General features: G+C 60.5%; 11 protein-coding genes. 5 read left to right on the plus strand and 6 right to left on the minus strand.

The window, feature by feature from the left end; all coding sequences use genetic code 11:
- The first annotated feature begins 188 nt into the window (after positions 1 to 188).
- Positions 189 to 1,262, plus strand: a complete 1,074-nt coding sequence (locus J2X66_RS12405; protein ID WP_310264597.1) for an autotransporter outer membrane beta-barrel domain-containing protein — start codon at positions 189 to 191, stop codon at positions 1,260 to 1,262.
- Positions 1,263 to 1,386: 124 nt separating this feature from the next.
- On the opposite strand, the gene glgB is transcribed toward J2X66_RS12405, so the two are convergent.
- The 3 genes from glgB to J2X66_RS12420 form a co-directional block, all read right to left on the minus strand.
- Positions 1,387 to 3,618 carry a 1,4-alpha-glucan branching protein GlgB gene (gene glgB / locus J2X66_RS12410; RefSeq protein WP_310264601.1) on the minus strand — a complete coding sequence of 744 codons (2,232 nt, stop codon included), beginning with the start codon at positions 3,616 to 3,618 and terminating at the stop codon, positions 1,387 to 1,389.
- A gap of 2 nt (positions 3,619 to 3,620) precedes the next feature.
- Positions 3,621 to 6,962, minus strand: coding sequence for a maltose alpha-D-glucosyltransferase (treS, locus tag J2X66_RS12415; protein ID WP_310264603.1), 3,342 nt, complete (start codon positions 6,960 to 6,962; stop codon positions 3,621 to 3,623).
- 131 nt (positions 6,963 to 7,093) lie between these two features.
- Positions 7,094 to 9,088, minus strand: a complete 1,995-nt coding sequence (locus tag J2X66_RS12420; RefSeq protein WP_310264607.1) for an alpha-1,4-glucan--maltose-1-phosphate maltosyltransferase — start codon at positions 9,086 to 9,088, stop codon at positions 7,094 to 7,096.
- 197 nt (positions 9,089 to 9,285) lie between these two features.
- Here J2X66_RS12420 and J2X66_RS12425 point away from each other — a divergent pair, with 197 nt between their 5' ends.
- Positions 9,286 to 9,450: a hypothetical protein gene (locus tag J2X66_RS12425; protein WP_310264610.1), complete on the plus strand. Its 165-nt coding sequence runs from the start codon at positions 9,286 to 9,288 to the stop codon at positions 9,448 to 9,450.
- A gap of 10 nt (positions 9,451 to 9,460) precedes the next feature.
- On the opposite strand, the gene J2X66_RS12430 is transcribed toward J2X66_RS12425, so the two are convergent.
- A complete protein-coding gene (locus J2X66_RS12430; RefSeq protein WP_310264612.1) occupies positions 9,461 to 9,961 on the minus strand; it encodes an MgtC/SapB family protein in 501 nt (166 codons plus the stop codon).
- 122 nt (positions 9,962 to 10,083) lie between these two features.
- Between J2X66_RS12430 and J2X66_RS12435 the strand changes: the two genes are divergently transcribed.
- The 3 genes from J2X66_RS12435 (at position 10,084) to mapR (ending at position 13,441) form a co-directional block, all read left to right on the plus strand.
- Positions 10,084 to 10,317: a DUF3203 family protein gene (locus tag J2X66_RS12435; protein WP_310264615.1), complete on the plus strand. Its 234-nt coding sequence runs from the start codon at positions 10,084 to 10,086 to the stop codon at positions 10,315 to 10,317.
- Positions 10,318 to 10,512: 195 nt separating this feature from the next.
- A complete protein-coding gene (gene ccoG / locus J2X66_RS12440) occupies positions 10,513 to 11,943 on the plus strand; it encodes a cytochrome c oxidase accessory protein CcoG (protein ID WP_310264617.1) in 1,431 nt (476 codons plus the stop codon).
- Positions 11,944 to 12,031: 88 nt separating this feature from the next.
- Positions 12,032 to 13,441, plus strand: a complete 1,410-nt coding sequence (mapR, locus tag J2X66_RS12445) for a GntR family transcriptional regulator MpaR (protein WP_310264620.1) — start codon at positions 12,032 to 12,034, stop codon at positions 13,439 to 13,441.
- A gap of 78 nt (positions 13,442 to 13,519) precedes the next feature.
- On the opposite strand, the gene J2X66_RS12450 is transcribed toward mapR, so the two are convergent.
- Both J2X66_RS12450 and J2X66_RS12455 read right to left on the minus strand, forming a co-directional pair.
- A complete protein-coding gene (locus tag J2X66_RS12450) occupies positions 13,520 to 14,266 on the minus strand; it encodes an SDR family oxidoreductase (RefSeq protein ID WP_310264622.1) in 747 nt (248 codons plus the stop codon).
- Between the two features lie 138 nt (positions 14,267 to 14,404).
- Positions 14,405 to 16,486, minus strand: a complete 2,082-nt coding sequence (locus J2X66_RS12455) for an EAL domain-containing protein (protein WP_310264626.1) — start codon at positions 16,484 to 16,486, stop codon at positions 14,405 to 14,407.
- Positions 16,487 to 16,511: the final 25 nt, after the last annotated feature.

Here is a 16,511-nt window from a genome sequence, read left to right on the forward strand (position 1 = left end):
TTGACGCGCCGTCCACGGTCTTCTTAGCTACACCTTACTACCCCCGAAGTACCATCAGGGGGCAACCCCCCAGACACCCGCCAATCCGGGCGCCCAGCGGCTTGCCCTCAATCCATTCGGCCGCCCCTCATTCGGGGTAGGAGAGACGCCACAGCGAGATACCGCATGCGATTGCAAGGTAGACCCCCATGAAGACTTCATTCACCCAACAAGAGATAAAAGTCACTTTTTGCACTGTCTCGAGCTCGATCCTGCTGTGCTCGACCCTCGAGACCCAGGCGGCACCCGCGGAGGAAGAAACCCTTCCATGGTATCGCCAGGATGTTCCCGTCCTCACCTTGCCAACCTCGCACCTCACCGCGTTCTATCCCGGCGTCTTCAGCGCCGCTTCCGATAGTCGAAGTTCACACCTGACCATCGAAGACGAAGCCCCTTCGACCTGGGACCAGATCTACGGTAAGCCGTCACGGCAGGCGCAGAGCGATTTTCTGTCACAGGGCTCTTCGATCCCGGGCAGCACTGAATTCAAAGGGCCGGCGATCCTCACCCTGCAGAGTGGTAGCGGTCATACCCAGCAGGTCGGGTTGATCGGTGGCACCACCCGATTACAAGGCAACAGCAATGGCTTGCTGACCAGTCCAGCTTTGGTCGACCCCGACAACGACACCCTCAACCTTCAAGGCCAGAGCCTCGGTGCTTACTGGAGCCTGACGGGCCCTCAAGGCTGGCACGTGGATTTGACCGCCAGCGGCGGCCGGGTCAACGGCTTCAGCCGAAATGACCAGGGCGCGCGGCAAGCCACCGAAGGCAGTGCGATGACGTTGTCGGTGGAAGGCGGTTTCCCGATTGGCCTGAGTGAGAACTGGGTCGTCGAACCCCAGGCTCAATTGATCAATCAACGCATCACACTGGATACGCCATATGCCGGCTCAGGGAACGCGTCATCCAGCGACCTGACGTCCTGGAGCGGCCGGGTCGGTGCGCGATTGAAAGGGAGTTACGACATCAATGGCCTGGGCGTCGAACCCTACGTGCGGACCAACTTGTGGCACACCGTGTACACCGGCACTACCGTGACCCTCGACCAGGTCGACAAAATCAGCAGCAGCCGCAATTCATCCACGGTTGAAGTGGGGTTGGGATTGGTGGCCAGGGTTACGCCGGCGGTGAGTTTGTACGTCAGTGCGGATTACAGCAGTGATGTGGATGACAATGATTTGAATGGGTTGATCGGGAGTCTCGGGGTGCGGATGCGGTGGTGAGCGCCAGACATCAAAAGAGGCTTGGTCAGCGCTGACGCCATTGCGAGAAGGCTCACTCCTACACTTGGAATGCATTCCTCTGTAGGAGTGAGCCTGCTCGCAATGGCAGCGACCGGGTCTCAGATCAGCCCTCAGGCCGCAAGATCAAAACCGCCAGCGGCGGCAGATTCAATACCAGCGACAGTGCCTGCCCATGGCTCGGTTCCTCCTCCGTAAACGCCCCGCCACTGTTGCCATAATTGGAACCGGCATACATCGCCGCATCGCTGTTGATCAACTCGGTCCAGCGCCCGGCAAACGGTACGCCGACGCGATAGCCCTCACGCGGCACCGGCGTAAAGTTGGCCACGACCAGCACCGGCCGCCCCTCCTTGCTCCAGCGCAACCACGCGTAGACGCTATTGATCGCATCGTCGCCGATCAGCCACTGGAAGCCTTGCGGGGCATCGTCCTGCTCATGCAGCGCCGGCTCTTCGCGGTACAGCCGATTGAGATCGCCGACCAGCTTCTGCACCCCTTTGTGCTCAGGGTATTGCAGCAGGTACCAGTCGAGTTGCTGATCATGGTTCCACTCGCGCCATTGGCCAAATTCGCAGCCCATGAACAACAGCTTCTTGCCCGGGTGCGTCCACATGAAGCTCAGGTAGGCGCGTAAATTGGCAAACTTCTGCCAGCGGTCGCCGGGCATCTTGTCGATCAGCGAATGTTTGCCGTGGACCACTTCATCGTGGGAAATCGGCAGGATGAAACGCTCGGACCAGGCGTACACCAGGCCAAAACTCAATTCGTTGTGATGATGGGCGCGGTACACCGGGTCCTGCTGGATGTAATGCAGCGAATCGTGCATCCAGCCCATATTCCATTTGTAGGCGAAGCCCAGACCGCCCTGTTGCGTGCTTTGGCTGACACCCGGCCATGCGGTGGACTCTTCGGCGATGACCAGCGCACCCGGCGCCTCCAGCGCCACCACGTCGTTGAGGTGACGCAAAAAGTCGATGGCTTCGAGGTTTTCCCGACCGCCGTGGCGATTTGGCACCCATTCGCCGGCCTTGCGCGAGTAATCGCGATAGAGCATCGAGGCCACCGCATCGACACGCAGGCCATCCACATGGAAATGCTTGAGCCAGTGCAGCCCCGAGGCCAGCATGTAACCGTGCACTTCGGTGCGGCCGAGGTTGTAGATCAGCGTGTCCCAGTCCTGATGAAAACCCTCCTGCGGGTTGCCATATTCATACAACGCCGTGCCGTCGAATTGCGCCAGGCCGTGGGTGTCTGTCGGAAAATGCGCCGGCACCCAATCGAGAATCACGCCGATTTCCGCCTGGTGGCAGGCGTTGACGAACGCGGCAAAGTCATCGGGTGAGCCGTAACGGGCGCTGGGGGCGAACTGCGACAGCAGTTGATAACCCCACGAGCCGCCGAACGGGTGCTCCATGATCGGCATCAGTTCGATGTGAGTGAAGCCCAAGTCCTTCACATAAGGAATCAGCCGCTCACCCAACTCGTGCCAAGTGTACTGGCGGGCGACCTCGCCCAGATCGTCCAGTTCACACTGCCAGGAACCGGCATGCAGTTCGTAGATCGACAGCGGCGCCGAAGCTCGCTGACGATCACCACGCGACGCCATCCACGCCTGATCCTGCCAGTCGATGTTCAGCGGTGAAGCGACTTTCGAGGCCGTGTCTGGCGGCAAGGTAGTGGCCAGCGCCATCGGGTCAGCCTTGAGCGGCAAGATGCCGTGACTGCCGAGGATTTCATATTTGTACGCCTCACCCGCACACAGGCGCGGAATGAACAGCTCCCAGACACCGGTCGGATGGCGCAGACGCATGGGATGGCGGCGACCGTCCCAGTTGTTGAAATCACCGACCACCGACACGCGCTTGGCGTTGGGCGCCCACACGGCGAAACGTACGCCGTCGACGCCATCGACCGTCATCAGTTGCGCGCCGAGGCAACTGCTCAAGTCGCGGTGATTGCCTTCGGCGAACAGGTACAAATCCATTTCGCCGAGCAGCGGGCCAAAGCTGTAAGGGTCTTCGCTGACTTGTTCGCCGCCGGCCCAACGGGTGCGCAACAGGTAGGCCTGGGGGCGATCAAAATGCCCGACAAACAGCCCCGGTGTCTGGGTGGCTTCAAGGTGGCCGAGTTCTTCCCCGGAGTCCCTGGCCAGCACCTGAACGCTCAAGGCGTCCGGCAGATAGACACGAATGTATTGCCCACCGGCGCCATCGTCATGGGGGCCGAGAATTGCAAAGGGGTCGTGATGCTCGGCGCGCACCAGCGCGTCGATGTCCCGCGATCTGGGCAGTAACGCCTCTTTAGCGTGACCCTGTTCCTTGTTCGAGAAACTCATGACTACTCTCCACCAAGATCGGAAAAGGGTTTAAGCCCACTTAATAATCCATACAAACCGTGCAACGGCACCGGCAGCCATGTGGGTCGATTTTCGGCCTCATACGCCACTTCATAGGCCGCCTTCTCCAGACCGAACAACGCCAGTGCGGCGTCCTCGCCTTCCGGATCTTGCCACGCATGAGCAAGACTAGCTGCCGCCAGCCGATAAGCGTCGACAAATGCCTGTTTTGCTTCAATCAGGTAACGCTCGGCGACCCGTTGGCGCGCCCCCTGAGCCTCAGCCGTGTTGTCGACGTTGTGCACGTTGATCGTCATCGCGGCGGCGTAATCGAACGAACGCAACACGCCGCTGACGTCTTTGTACGGGCTGTGCTTGCCCCGTCGTTCACACAGCGGCCGCGCCGGCTCACCCTCGAAATCGATCAGGTAGGCATCGCCCTTGATCACCAGCACCTGGCCCAGATGCAAGTCGCCGTGGACGCGGATGCGCAAGCCACCGACGGCTTTCCTGCCCAGTTCCTGAACATGGCCGAGGATGGCTTTTTTGTTGTCCAGTAAACGACTGACCAAGGCGTGGTCCGCCGGGTTCAGTTGATTTTGATGCTGCTTGAGCAACTTGAGCGCGTGTTCCAGTTGCGCCGCCACGTCCTTGGCCGAAGCAAGCGCCTCTTTCGCCGTGGTGACCTGCGGCGCGAAGTTCTTGTCTTGGGTCGGCGCTGCCAGCACCTGGTGCATTTCCCCCAGGCGCTGGCCGAGCATGCCGGCAAAATCCCTCAGCTCACCGAGGGCGTTGTAGTGCTGTTCCTGCTCGGAGATCGCATCAGCCAACTCGTCACGCAGCGCGCGTTCGAGGTTGTTCTGGGTCCATTCCCAGGCATCGCCCTGATTGCTCAAATAACCCTGGGCGATCATCAACAAGGTGTCTTCGCCGTGTTCGTCACGGCGCACCACCGAGCCCAACAGTGGCGAGATGTTCTGGAACCCGGCGTTGGTCAGATAGGCGCTCATTTCCAGTTCCGGGTGCACGCCCGAGGCGAGTTTGCGGATCAGTTTGAGCACCAGGCTGTTGCCGATCACCACCGAACTGTTGGATTGTTCGGCTGACAGATAGCGAATAGGCGACTCTTGCGTCAGTCCAAGTTTCGCCAGCTCCGCGGTCGGCTCGAAGCGGATGTCACCCGCGCTCGACGGCAACACCGTCTCGTTCTGCATACCAGCCAGCACGGCATGGATAAAGGGTTCGAGGCTGAAGGCATCAGTAATCAAACCCACCTGACGGCCCCGACGCACCCGCGACAACGCCAGCTGCTGAGGCAGTGCGGCGCCGACCTGATCTTCGGGAATAAAGCCGAATGGCAACTGGTAGCGGTGGGTCTGGCCGGCGCTAGTGACTTCGATTTCGCTCAACAGCACCGGGTGCAGTGGATCGCCGAAGCGTACGCCATAGGCCAGGTTGACCTGTTCGATGGCCGCGTCCTTGCCGGCAAACCAGCGGCGGTTCTGTAGCCAGTTCGGCAGAATGCCTTGTTCCAGCGTGCCGCGAGACGGCGTTTCGAGCAGTTCTTCCATGCGTTTCTTCAACACCAGCGTGGTGAAGTCCGGCAGGCTTTGTGCCGGCTCCACATGCCAGCTCGGCATCTGGTTCTCCGCCGCGAGCCCGAACCAATAGAAGCCGTATGGCGCCAGGGTCAGGAGGAAATTCAGCTGGCCAATCGGCGGGAACGCATTACCACCGAGCATCTCCACCGGCACCATGCCGACGTACGCCGACAGGTCGAGCTCCGCCGCCTGGGCACTGCGCGAGACGTTGGCTACACAGAGGATGATTTCGTGCTTGCCATCCTCGCCAGTGAATTCACGGGTGTAGGCCAGAATCCGGCGGTTGCTCGGCGAGAGCATTTTCAGCGTGCCGCGCCCGAATGCCTTGGACTGCTTACGCACGGCAAGCATGCGGCGGGTCCAGTTGAGCAGCGAATGCGGATCGCCAGCCTGGGTTTCGACGTTGACCGACAGGTAGCCGTATTGCGGGTCCATGATCGGTGGCAACACCAGGCTCGCCGGGTCGGCGCGGGAGAACCCGCCGTTGCGGTCAATCGACCACTGCATCGGCGTGCGCACGCCATCGCGGTCACCGAGGTAGATGTTGTCGCCCATGCCAATTTCATCGCCGTAATACAGGGTTGGCGTGCCGGGCATCGACAACAGCAAGCTGTTGAGCAGCTCGACGCGACGGCGATCTCGCTCAACCAGCGGTGCCAATCGGCGGCGGATCCCCAGATTGATCCGCGCCCGACGGTCGGCCGCGTAGTAATTCCACAGGTAGTCACGCTCCTTGTCTGTGACCATTTCCAGTGTCAGCTCATCGTGGTTGCGCAGGAAAATCGCCCACTGACAATTGGCCGGGATCTCCGGGGTCTGGCGCAGGATGTCGGTGATCGGGAAGCGATCTTCCTGGGCCAGCGCCATGTACATGCGCGGCATCAACGGGAAGTGAAAGGCCATGTGGCACTCGTCGCCATTCAAGCCTTGGGCGTCGGTTTCACCGAAATACAGTTGCGTGTCTTCCGGCCATTGATTGGCTTCGGCCAGCAGCATGCGGTCCGGGTAATTGGCGTCGATCTCGGCGCGGATCTGCTTGAGGACGTCGTGGGTCTCGGGGAGGTTTTCGTTGTTGGTGCCGTCCCGTTCGATCAGGTACGGAATGGCGTCCAGCCGCAGGCCGTCGATGCCCATGTCGAGCCAGTAGCGCATCACCGAGAGCACGGCTTTCATGACCTGCGGGTTATCGAAATTCAGGTCCGGCTGGTGGGAGTAGAAACGGTGCCAGAAGTATTGGCCGGCCACCGGGTCCCAGGTCCAGTTGGATTTCTCGGTGTCGAGAAAGATGATGCGGGTGCCGTCGTACTTGTGGTCGTCATCGGACCAGACATAGAAGTCCCGCGCCGCCGAGCCGGGTTTGGCCTTGCGGGCGCGCTGGAACCAGGCGTGCTGGTCCGAGGTGTGGTTGATGACCAGTTCGGTAATCACCCGCAAGCCGCGCTCATGGGCTTCAGAGATGAAGCGCTTGGCATCGGCCATCGTGCCGTAGTCGGCGTGGACACCTCGGTACTCGGCAATGTCGTAGCCATCATCGCGGCGTGGCGAGGGGTAGAACGGCAATAGCCAGATGGTGTTGACGCCGAGGTCGGCAATGTAGTCGAGTTTGGCGATAAGGCCGGGAAAGTCGCCGATCCCGTCATTGTTGGAGTCGAAAAATGATTTGACGTGAACCTGGTAGATCACCGCGTCCTTGTACCAGAGCGGGTCCTTGATGAAGGTGGCTGCCTTGGGTTTCTTCGCCATTTGAAACTCCTGTTGATGATCGTTCCCACGCTTTGCGCGGGAATGCCTCTACGGACGCTCCGCGTTCGGCTCTGGAGGGGACGCGGAGCGTCCCGGGCTGCATTCCCACGCAGAGCGCAGGAACGATCGTGCTAGACGGTGATTCGCCAAATGCCGAACGGCTGATACGCCGGGTCGATGCGCATAAACTGGTATTTGCCATACCAGGTCCAGCGATGCCCGTTCATCAAGTCTTCGCCCTGGGTGCTGGCGTCGTCAGGCAAACCCATTTCCCACAGCGGCAATTCGAAATTCGCTTCCTGGACGTTATGCGGATCGAGACTGACCGCCACCAGAATAAAGTTGCTGCCGTCGGCGCTGCGCTTGCCGAAATACAGAATGTTGTCGTTCCACGCGTTGTAGACCTTCAGGCCCAGGTGCGTATGCAATGCCGGGTTCTGCCGGCGGATGCGGTTGAGCTGCGCGATCTCGGCAATGATGTTGCCCGGCGCGTTAAAGTCCCGCGGACGAATCTCGTACTTCTCGGAGTCGAGGTATTCCTCTTTGCCCGGGATCGGCGCCGATTCACACAGTTCAAAACCCGAGTACATGCCCCACAGGCCAGAACCCATGGTTGCCAGCGCCGCACGGATCAGAAAACCGGCGCGCCCGGACTCATGCAGAAAGAACGGGTTGATGTCCGGGGTGTTGACGAAAAAGTTCGGCCGGTAGCATTCGCGCCACGGCGATTCATTGAGCTCGGTGAAATACGTCGCCAGCTCATGCTTGGTGTTGCGCCAGGTGAAATAGGTGTAGCTCTGCGAGTAACCGACCTTGCCCAGCCGCGCCATCATCGCCGGGGTGGTAAAGGCTTCCGCGAGAAAAATCACCTCGGGGTACAACGCTCGCACATCGGCGATCAGCCATTGCCAGAACGGCAGCGGCTTGGTGTGCGGGTTGTCGACTCGAAAGATCTTCACACCCTCCTCGACCCAGCCGACCACGATGTCGCGCAGTTCAACCCACAGACTGGGAATCGCCTCGGCCGCATAGAAATCGACGTTGACGATGTCCTGATATTTCTTCGGCGGGTTCTCGGCGTATTTGATCGTGCCGTCCGGCCGCCAGTTGAACCAGCCCGGGTGCTGCTGCAGCCATGGGTGGTCCTGTGAGCACTGAATGGCAAAGTCGAGGGCAATTTCCAGTCCGTAGTCCGCCGCCGTGGCGACCAGTCGGCGGAAGTCTTCGCGGGTCCCCAGTTCTGAATGAATCGCCTCGTGCCCGCCCTCTTCGCCGCCAATCGCATAGGGGCTGCCGGGGTCGTCGGGACCGGCGGTCAGGGAATTGTTCGGGCCTTTGCGATAACTGCGGCCGATCGGGTGGATCGGCGGAAAGTACAGGACGTCGAAGCCCATGTCCTGAATCATCGGCAACCGCGAGTGCACATCATTGAAGGTGCCATGACGGGTCGGATCGTCGGTGATCGAGCGCGGAAACAACTCATACCAACTGGCGAACTGCGCCAGTTCCCGTTCGACATCCAGCGGGAACTCGGGGCTGAGGCTGAGATAAGCACGATGGTCGGCCTGGGCCATCAGGTCGGCGCTACGTTGGTGCAGAAACAGCGCCACCTGCTCGTTTTCGAGCAGGCCGGACAATTCGTGGTGCAGCGCCGCCAGTTGTTCGCTCAACTCGCCGTCGCTACGTTCGGCCGCCAGGTGGACCTGCGTGCGCCCTTCCTGCAACTCGAGACTGACCGGGACTCGCGCCGCGTGCTTCTTCCCAAGCTCATAACAGAAGCTGGCGAACTGATCGATCCAGGCTTCGATGCAAAACAGGTAGCGCCCCTCACGCACGACACGGAACTGGCCTTGCCAGCCGTTATTGCCCAGCTCCGCCATGACTGCGCTTTGCCAGACCTCGTCGCCTTCGGCACGCCAGCGCACCCGCACGGCCAGTTTGTCATGACCGTCGGCAAACACTTTGCTGGTCACCACCACGTCCTGACCGATCACGGCCTTGACGGCGAACTGTCCGCCATCGAGGGTCGGGTGGGTGTTTTCAATCGCGATTCGCGGTAGCAGCAACGCCTGCGACAGCGGCATGTGAGGGTTGTAGTTGAGCTCTGTCGGTTTTTCAGCAGTCATCGAGCATCTCTCCTTTACGCCCCATGGACGCTCTTGTACCGGATGTTCCCTGAATAGATTCACTTAGGTTGGGAGCCACCGGCTTCACTAAAAGTTCAGAGGGATTTGCCCTGGTATTTAAGGGGAATCAAATCCCGAGTCGGGAGGTCAATCCACTTAAGCACGACTTACGCCATGTGCCACTGGAGGCTTGAACAATGAGTATTCCAATTCCTGCCGAAACACCGGATCCGAACATCGACAGCCCGGCGATTCCATCGACCGAGCCGCAACCCGTGCCCGAGCAAGACCCGCCCGGCACTCAACCGCCACCTCGGGAAGAACCACCGAGCACCCTGCCGCCGGTGATTGTGAAGCCCTGATCATGACAATTTACGGGGTGCGGTCCTTGTCGATCAGGCGCACGATCCTCGGCATCACGCTGAAAATCGCCAAGGCCAACAACGTACTGAACACCGCGGTCGCCTCGCGCCCCAGCCCGGCCGACACGCCGATGGCGGCGGTCATCCACAAGCCGGCGGCGGTGGTCAGGCCTTTGACATGGCCTTCATCACCCTCGTTGTTTTTCAGGATAGTCCCGGCGCCGAGAAAGCCGATTCCGGCGATAACGCCCTGCACTACCCGGCTCATGGCATCGGCCTGAGCGCCTGACATCTGTGGCACCAGCACAAACAGCGCCGCCCCCAGCGCCACCAGCATGTGGGTGCGCACCCCGGCGGCCTTCCCCTTATGCTCGCGCTCGAAACCGAGAATACCGCCCAGCACTGCCGCTATCAGCAGGCGCACGGTAATGCGCGTCAGTTGCGACGCGTCAGCGATGTCGGCGAACTCCGCTTGCAGCGTCACCCAAACCTCATGCCACCAGGCGTTCATGCTGTGGTCCTTTGTGCGGGTTGTTTGAGGATGGACCGCGCCGACCATTAATCAGTTGCACCGAACGATGGCCGGCGAATGCGCCCTAACGTTTAAGTACCCGCAGAAAAAAGGACAACACCATGACCGTGCGCATCGAAAACGAGACCTGCTTCTTTACCACCGAAAACGGCGAGGAAATTCGTTTGGGTCCCGACGTCACCATCATCACTGACGCGGAAAAATCCATGTCAGCGGTGGACCTCAACGACCAGCGTATTTACATCACCGAAGCAGAAGCCGACGCATTGACCGTAGCAGGCGCGGTAGACGGTCGCCGGCATTTGAAGGCCACGGACAGTGATTCGGTAATTTGACTGACGTCGATCAACAACCGCGGAGCAGGCTTGAGATAGGCGCCTGCGTCCTGCCAGGACAGGTGCTTCAAGTTGTCGCACACAGCGGATCTGCGCTCATCTGATCCGCTTTTTATTGCAATACCTGAGTCTGTTATGCAAACAGATCAACGCTCATAGTGCGCTGGCCTGATGGAGGCTGATGAGCGACAGACCATGAGCGATAGAATCCCCGTCCGATTAGTTGAAAGCACCCCTGCGGTCCAGATATTTGAGCCTTCGAGACCGAAGATAAAGGCCAAGTCCAGCGACAACCTGATCCACACCCGTAGCTTCACCGGCCTGTTCCGCACCTTGCGATTGAGCGGTGCGGGTTTTCTGTTTCTGCTGTTTTTCGGCACGGTGTGGCTGAATTGGGGCGACCGCCAAGCGGTGCTCTGGGACCTGTCCGAAAGCAAGTTCCACATCTTTGGCGCAACCTTCTGGCCGCAGGACTTCATCCTGCTGTCGGCGCTGTTGATCATCGCCGCGTTCGGCCTGTTTGCGATCACCGTGTTCGCCGGTCGGGTCTGGTGCGGCTACACCTGCCCCCAGAGTTCCTGGACCTGGATCTTCATGTGGTGCGAAAAAATCACCGAAGGCGAGCGCAACCAGCGCATCAAGCTGCAAGCCGCGCCGTGGGGGGTGAATAAACTGCTGCGTCGTTCCGCCAAACACACGCTGTGGCTGGCGATCAGCCTGCTCACCGGCCTGACCTTCGTCGGCTATTTCACCCCGATCCGGCCGTTGGCCGAAGAGCTGCTGACCTGGCAAATGGGCGGCGTCAGTCTGTTCTGGGTACTGTTCTTTACCGGCGCCACATACATCAACGCCGGCTGGCTGCGCGAAGCGGTGTGCATGCACATGTGCCCGTATGCGCGATTCCAGAGTGTGATGTTCGACAAGGACACCCTGACCATTTCCTATGACGCGGCCCGTGGCGAAAACCGTGGTGCGCGTAAACGTGAAGTGAAACCGGCCGAGGTCGGGCTGGGTGATTGCATCGACTGTCAGTTGTGCGTGCAGGTCTGCCCGACCGGCATCGACATCCGTGATGGCTTGCAGATGGAGTGCATCGGTTGTGCCGCGTGTATCGACGCCTGTGATTCGATCATGGACAAAATGGGCTATGCCCGTGGGCTGATCAGCTACACCTCCGAGCATCAATTGCAGGGAGGCAAGACCCACCTGCTGCGGCCACGGCTGATTGGTTACACGGCAGTGCTGTTGGTGATGATCGGCGCCCTCGCTTTTGCCTTGGTGGAACGGCCGATGGTGTCGCTGGACGTGAGCAAAGACCGTGGGTTGTTCCGTGAAAACAGTCAGGGGCAGATCGAAAACATCTACAGCCTCAAGGTCATCAATAAAACCCAGCTGCGCCAGGACTATCGTTTGAGTCTGCTCGACGGCGACGGCTTCCAGCTGCAAGGCAAGACGCAACTGAGCCTGGCGCCGGGCGAGATTGTCGATGTGCCGGTGTCGGTGGCGATGACCACGGAACGGCCGAGCAGCAGTTCGCAGACGATCATATTCAAGATTGAAGACAGCGATGAGCCGGATGTTTATAGCGAAGCCACGAGCCGGTTTGTTGCGCCGATGAACCGTTGATCCCTTAGACTGCGGTGCTCTGTGGCGAGGGGGCAATCCCCCTCGCCACAACGGTGCACCACATGAATCACTCCAACTCGGGCACTCGATGAAACGCTACGAAAAATTCGCCGACGATATCGCTGAACTGATCCGCTCCGGCGTCCTTGGCCCCGGCCAGCGCGTGCCATCGGTGCGTTACGCCAGCCAGACCTACGGCGTGAGCCCGTCCACGGTATTCCAGGCCTACTACCTGCTCGAACGCCGAGGCCTGATCCGCGCACGCCCGCGCTCCGGCTACTTCGTCAACGTCCACGCACCGAGCCCGTTCTCGGAGCCGGTGATCAGCAGCCAGGTCAACGAGTCCACCGAGGTCGACGTCAGTGAACTGGTGTTCTCGGTGCTGGACTCGATCAAGGACCCGAACACCGTCCCGTTCGGTTCAGCCTTCCCAAGCCCGACCCTGTTCCCGTTGCAGCGCCTTTCGCGCTCACTGGCCAGCGCCTCCCGGGAGATGGACCCGCGCATGGTGGTCACCGACATGTCGCCGGGCAACCCGCAATTGCGTCGGCAAATCGCACTGCGCTACATGGTCGGCGGGCTGATGCTGCCGATGGAAGAACTGCTGATCACCAACGGCGCTCTCGAAGCCTTGAACCTGTGCCTGCAAGCAGTCACCGAACCCGGCGACCTGGTGGCCATTGAAGCGCCCGCGTTCTACGCCTGCCTGCAAGTACTCGAACGACTGAAACTCAAAGCCGTGGAAATCCCGGTGCATCCTCGGGACGGCATCGACCTTGGGGTCCTGGCGCAGACGCTGGAGCGTCATCCGATCAAGGTCTGCTGGTGCATGACCAGTTTCCAGAACCCGATGGGCGCGACCATGCCCGAGGCGAAAAAGCAGGAACTGGTGGAATTGCTGCGCCGCCATCAAGTGCCGCTGATCGAAGACGACGTCTATGCCGAGCTGTATTACGGGCAACAGGCGCCGAAACCGGCCAAGGCGTTTGATACCGAAGGGTGGGTGATGCACTGCGGTTCGTTCGCCAAAAGCCTGGCCCCCGGCTACCGCATCGGTTGGGTCGCGGCCGGGCGTTTTGCGCAGAAGATTGAACGTCTGAAACTCATGACCTCACTCTGCGCCTCGATGCCGGCGCAGGCCGCCATCGCCGATTACCTGCAACACGGTGGTTACGACCGGCATTTGCGTAAATTGCGTTATGCGCTGGAAGAACAGCAAAGCGCCATGCTCGCCGCCATCGCCCGTTACTTCCCGGCACAGACCCGCGTCAGTCAGCCGGCCGGCGGCTACTTCTTGTGGCTGGAATTGCCGCCGCAGATGGATTCGCTGAAATTGTTCCAGATGGCCTTGGCGCAAGGCATCAGCATCGCGCCGGGGCCGATCTTTTCGCCGACACAGCGGTTCAGGAATTGTATTCGGCTGAATTATGGCAGTCCGTGGACCGAAGATTCGGAGAAGGCGATGGAGACGTTGGGGCGAATTGTTCGGTCGTTCTGAGGGTTTGTGTTGTCCAGGCTGCCGCCATCGCGAGCTTGCTCGCGATGAGGCCAGTAAAGGCAATGCAAAAGCTACGGATTAACGCCCACCGCCAAGATCAACAAAAGTCCCGGTCGCATAAGAAGCTTTATCCGACAGCAACCACACAATCGCCTCCGCCACTTCATCCGGTCTACCACCGCGAGCCATCGGAATCGCTGACTCGAGCTTGCTGACCCGGTCCGGATCCCCGCTGAGCGCATGGAAGTCGGTGAAGATAAACCCCGGCCGCACAGCGTTGACGCGAATGCCCTCACCCGCCACTTCCTTGGACAGGCCAATGGTGAAGCTGTCCAGCGCACCTTTTGACGCGGCGTAATCCACGTACTCATTGGGCGAGCCCAGACGCGAGGCCACTGAGGACACGTTGACGATGCTGCCCCCCTGCCCGCCATGTTTGGGCGACATGCGCAGGATCGCGTGTTTGGCGCAGAGGATCGGCGCCAGGACGTTGGTCTTGAGAATTTTGAGAATGCGAAACTCGGACATTTCGTCGACCCGGGACTTGTGCCCGACGGTGCCGGCGTTGTTCACCAGTGCCGTGACCCGACCCAGTTCGGTGTCCACGCGGCGGAACATGGCGATCACTTCATCTTCGATGCTGACATCGGCGCGCACCGCAATGGCCTGGGCGCCCATTGCGCGGACTTGCTCCAGCACACTTTGCGCGGCGGACTCGTCAGACTGGTAGTTGATACAGATGCGATAGCCCTGCTCGGCGGCCAGCAAGGCGGTGGCGGCACCAATGCCGCGGCCGCCACCGGTGATGACGATGACTTTGTCCATGTAAGCGTTCCCCCAATCCAACGTAAGCAGTCGGGATCAAGAATAACCGCCATTGCCGGCTTTTGCATGGGCTCACATCAACAGATACGACCAACACCTCCCCACCGCCGACTGCCCGCCCCGACCGACCGCGCGGGTTCAGGCGGTGGTCAACTGTTCTGCGCGCAGGATGTCGACCATGAAGCGATCCGCCGGCAGCGGGTGCCCCAGCAGATAGCCCTGCAACGAATCACATCCCAGCTTGGTCAGGAAGTCCTGCTGCACGCCGGTTTCGACGCCTTCGGCAACGATCCGCAAGCCCAGCGCCTGACCGAGTGCGACGATCGCCGAGACAATCGCCGCGTCGTCGCTGTCGTGTTCGAGGTCGCGGACGAAACCTCGGTCGATCTTCAATTCATTGGCCGGCAGGCGCTTGAGGTACATCAGGCTCGAATAGCCCGTCCCGAAGTCATCAATGGACAGGTCGACGCCCATGGCCGAGAGCTCCTGCAACACCGTCATGCTCGCATCGGCGTCGCTCATGGCGGTAGTTTCGGTGATTTCCAGGGTCAGGCTATTGGCCGGCAGCTGATGGGCGCTCAGGGCCCTGGCGACGCTTTGAACCAGCCCGGCATGGCAGAACTGCAACGCCGAGAGGTTCACCGCGATCCGCCAGTCGGTGTAGCCCAGCACATACCATTCGCGCATCTGGCGGCAGGCTTCGTTGAGCACCCACTCGCCGATCGGAATGATCAATCCGGTTTTTTCCGCCAGGTCGATAAACGTGTCCGGCAGGATCATGCCGCGCGTCGGATGCGCCCAACGCAGCAGAGCTTCGGCGCCCACTGGCCGACCATCCATCGCGTCGAATTTGGGCTGGTAATAGAGGCTGAACTGTTTCTGTTCCAGCGCATTGCGCAAATCCTGCAGCAATTGCAGCTGCTTGCGCGCATTGCTGTTCATTGAGGCGTCGAAAAAGCTGTAGCCGTTTTTCCCCGCACCCTTGGCGTGATACATCGCGGCGTCAGCGTTCATCAGGAGGTCTTGGGCAGTCTGTCCGTTGCCCGGGTACAGCGCGATGCCGACGCTGGCGGAAATCTGCAAGTCATGTTCAGCCACCCGGAACGCGCGAGCAATCAAACCGACCTGACGCGCCGCCAGGCTCAGCGCATCATCGGGCTCGGCAAGCCGCACCAGCAGCACAAACTCATCGCCGCCAATGCGCGCCAACGTGTCCTGACTGCGCAAATCTTCACGCAAACGCAGGCTGACTTCGCGCAACAACTGATCGCCCATGTGGTGGCCAAAGGCGTCATTGACCGGTTTGAAGCCGTCGAGGTCGATGAACATCAATGCGAAACAACCGCCCTGCTCCTTTACCTTCGACATCGCCTGTTCGATGCGATCGGCCAGCAAGACGCGATTGGGCAAGCCGGTCAGAGGGTCGTGCAAAGCCAGTTGCGTCAGTTCGCGGTTGGCTTCGGTGAGCGAGCGCGCCAAGTCAGCGGTGCGCGCTTCCAGACGTGCATCCAGCACCGATGTCAGCAGGGCGATACTCAGCACCGCCAGCGTGGTGATCAGCACCAGATTGTCCAGGCCCTTGCCGTTCAAGCCGCTGACGGCCGCCCCACAGAAACTGCCGTCCGGGAAACGCGCTGCCGCCATGCCGGTGTAGTGCATGCCGACGATGGCGATGCCCATGATCACCGCCGCGCCCGCGCGGATCAGGCCGACGTAAGGCGTGTACTGGCGCAGACGGAAAGCGATCCAGAGTGCCGCGCCCGACGCGGCAACGGCGATCAGCAGCGAGGTGCCAAACAGTGTCGGATCGTAATCGATGCCAGGTTGCATGCGCATGGCAGCCATGCCGGTGTAGTGCATCGCACTGATCCCGGCGCCCATCGCCAGCGCGCCAAACGCCAGTTGCCAGGCTGGCAACTTCGGCTGACTGACAAGCCAAAGGGCAAATCCGCAAGAGAGAATGGCGGTCAGCAGCGACAGGACGGTGATCGTGAGGTCGTAGCCCAGGTCAATCGGCAAATTGAACGCGAGCATCCCGATGAAATGCATCGACCAAACGCCAATGCCCATGGCAAAGGCACCGCCCGCCGTCCAAAGATGCACCGCCCGACCTTTGGCCGTGGCGATGCGCCCAGTCAGGTCGAGCGCGGTATAGGACGCAAGAATCGCCACACAGAGCGAAATGATAACCAGGGTGGGTGAATAGCTACCGATCAGCATGAGACTTCTCGCGAGCGCCCGCCGT

The sequence above is a fragment of the Pseudomonas sp. 3296 genome, from assembly GCF_031456615.1.
Lineage (GTDB): Bacteria > Pseudomonadota > Gammaproteobacteria > Pseudomonadales > Pseudomonadaceae > Aquipseudomonas > Aquipseudomonas mucoides.

Excerpts from the sequence above, each read along its gene's own strand:
- J2X66_RS12420 (WP_310264607.1), bottom strand. The coding sequence starts at position 9,088 with ATGACTGCTGAAAAACCGACAGAGCTCAACTACAACCCTCACATGCCG.
- J2X66_RS12455 (WP_310264626.1), bottom strand. The coding sequence starts at position 16,486 with ATGCTGATCGGTAGCTATTCACCCACCCTGGTTATCATTTCGCTCTGT.
- mapR (WP_310264620.1), top strand. The coding sequence starts at position 12,032 with ATGAAACGCTACGAAAAATTCGCCGACGATATCGCTGAACTGATCCGC.
- J2X66_RS12430 (WP_310264612.1), bottom strand. The coding sequence starts at position 9,961 with ATGAACGCCTGGTGGCATGAGGTTTGGGTGACGCTGCAAGCGGAGTTC.
- glgB (WP_310264601.1), bottom strand. The coding sequence starts at position 3,618 with ATGAGTTTCTCGAACAAGGAACAGGGTCACGCTAAAGAGGCGTTACTG.
- ccoG (WP_310264617.1), top strand. The coding sequence starts at position 10,513 with ATGAGCGATAGAATCCCCGTCCGATTAGTTGAAAGCACCCCTGCGGTC.
- J2X66_RS12435 (WP_310264615.1), top strand. The coding sequence starts at position 10,084 with ATGACCGTGCGCATCGAAAACGAGACCTGCTTCTTTACCACCGAAAAC.
- J2X66_RS12450 (WP_310264622.1), bottom strand. The coding sequence starts at position 14,266 with ATGGACAAAGTCATCGTCATCACCGGTGGCGGCCGCGGCATTGGTGCC.
- J2X66_RS12405 (WP_310264597.1), top strand. The coding sequence starts at position 189 with ATGAAGACTTCATTCACCCAACAAGAGATAAAAGTCACTTTTTGCACT.
- treS (WP_310264603.1), bottom strand. The coding sequence starts at position 6,962 with ATGGCGAAGAAACCCAAGGCAGCCACCTTCATCAAGGACCCGCTCTGG.
- J2X66_RS12425 (WP_310264610.1), top strand. The coding sequence starts at position 9,286 with ATGAGTATTCCAATTCCTGCCGAAACACCGGATCCGAACATCGACAGC.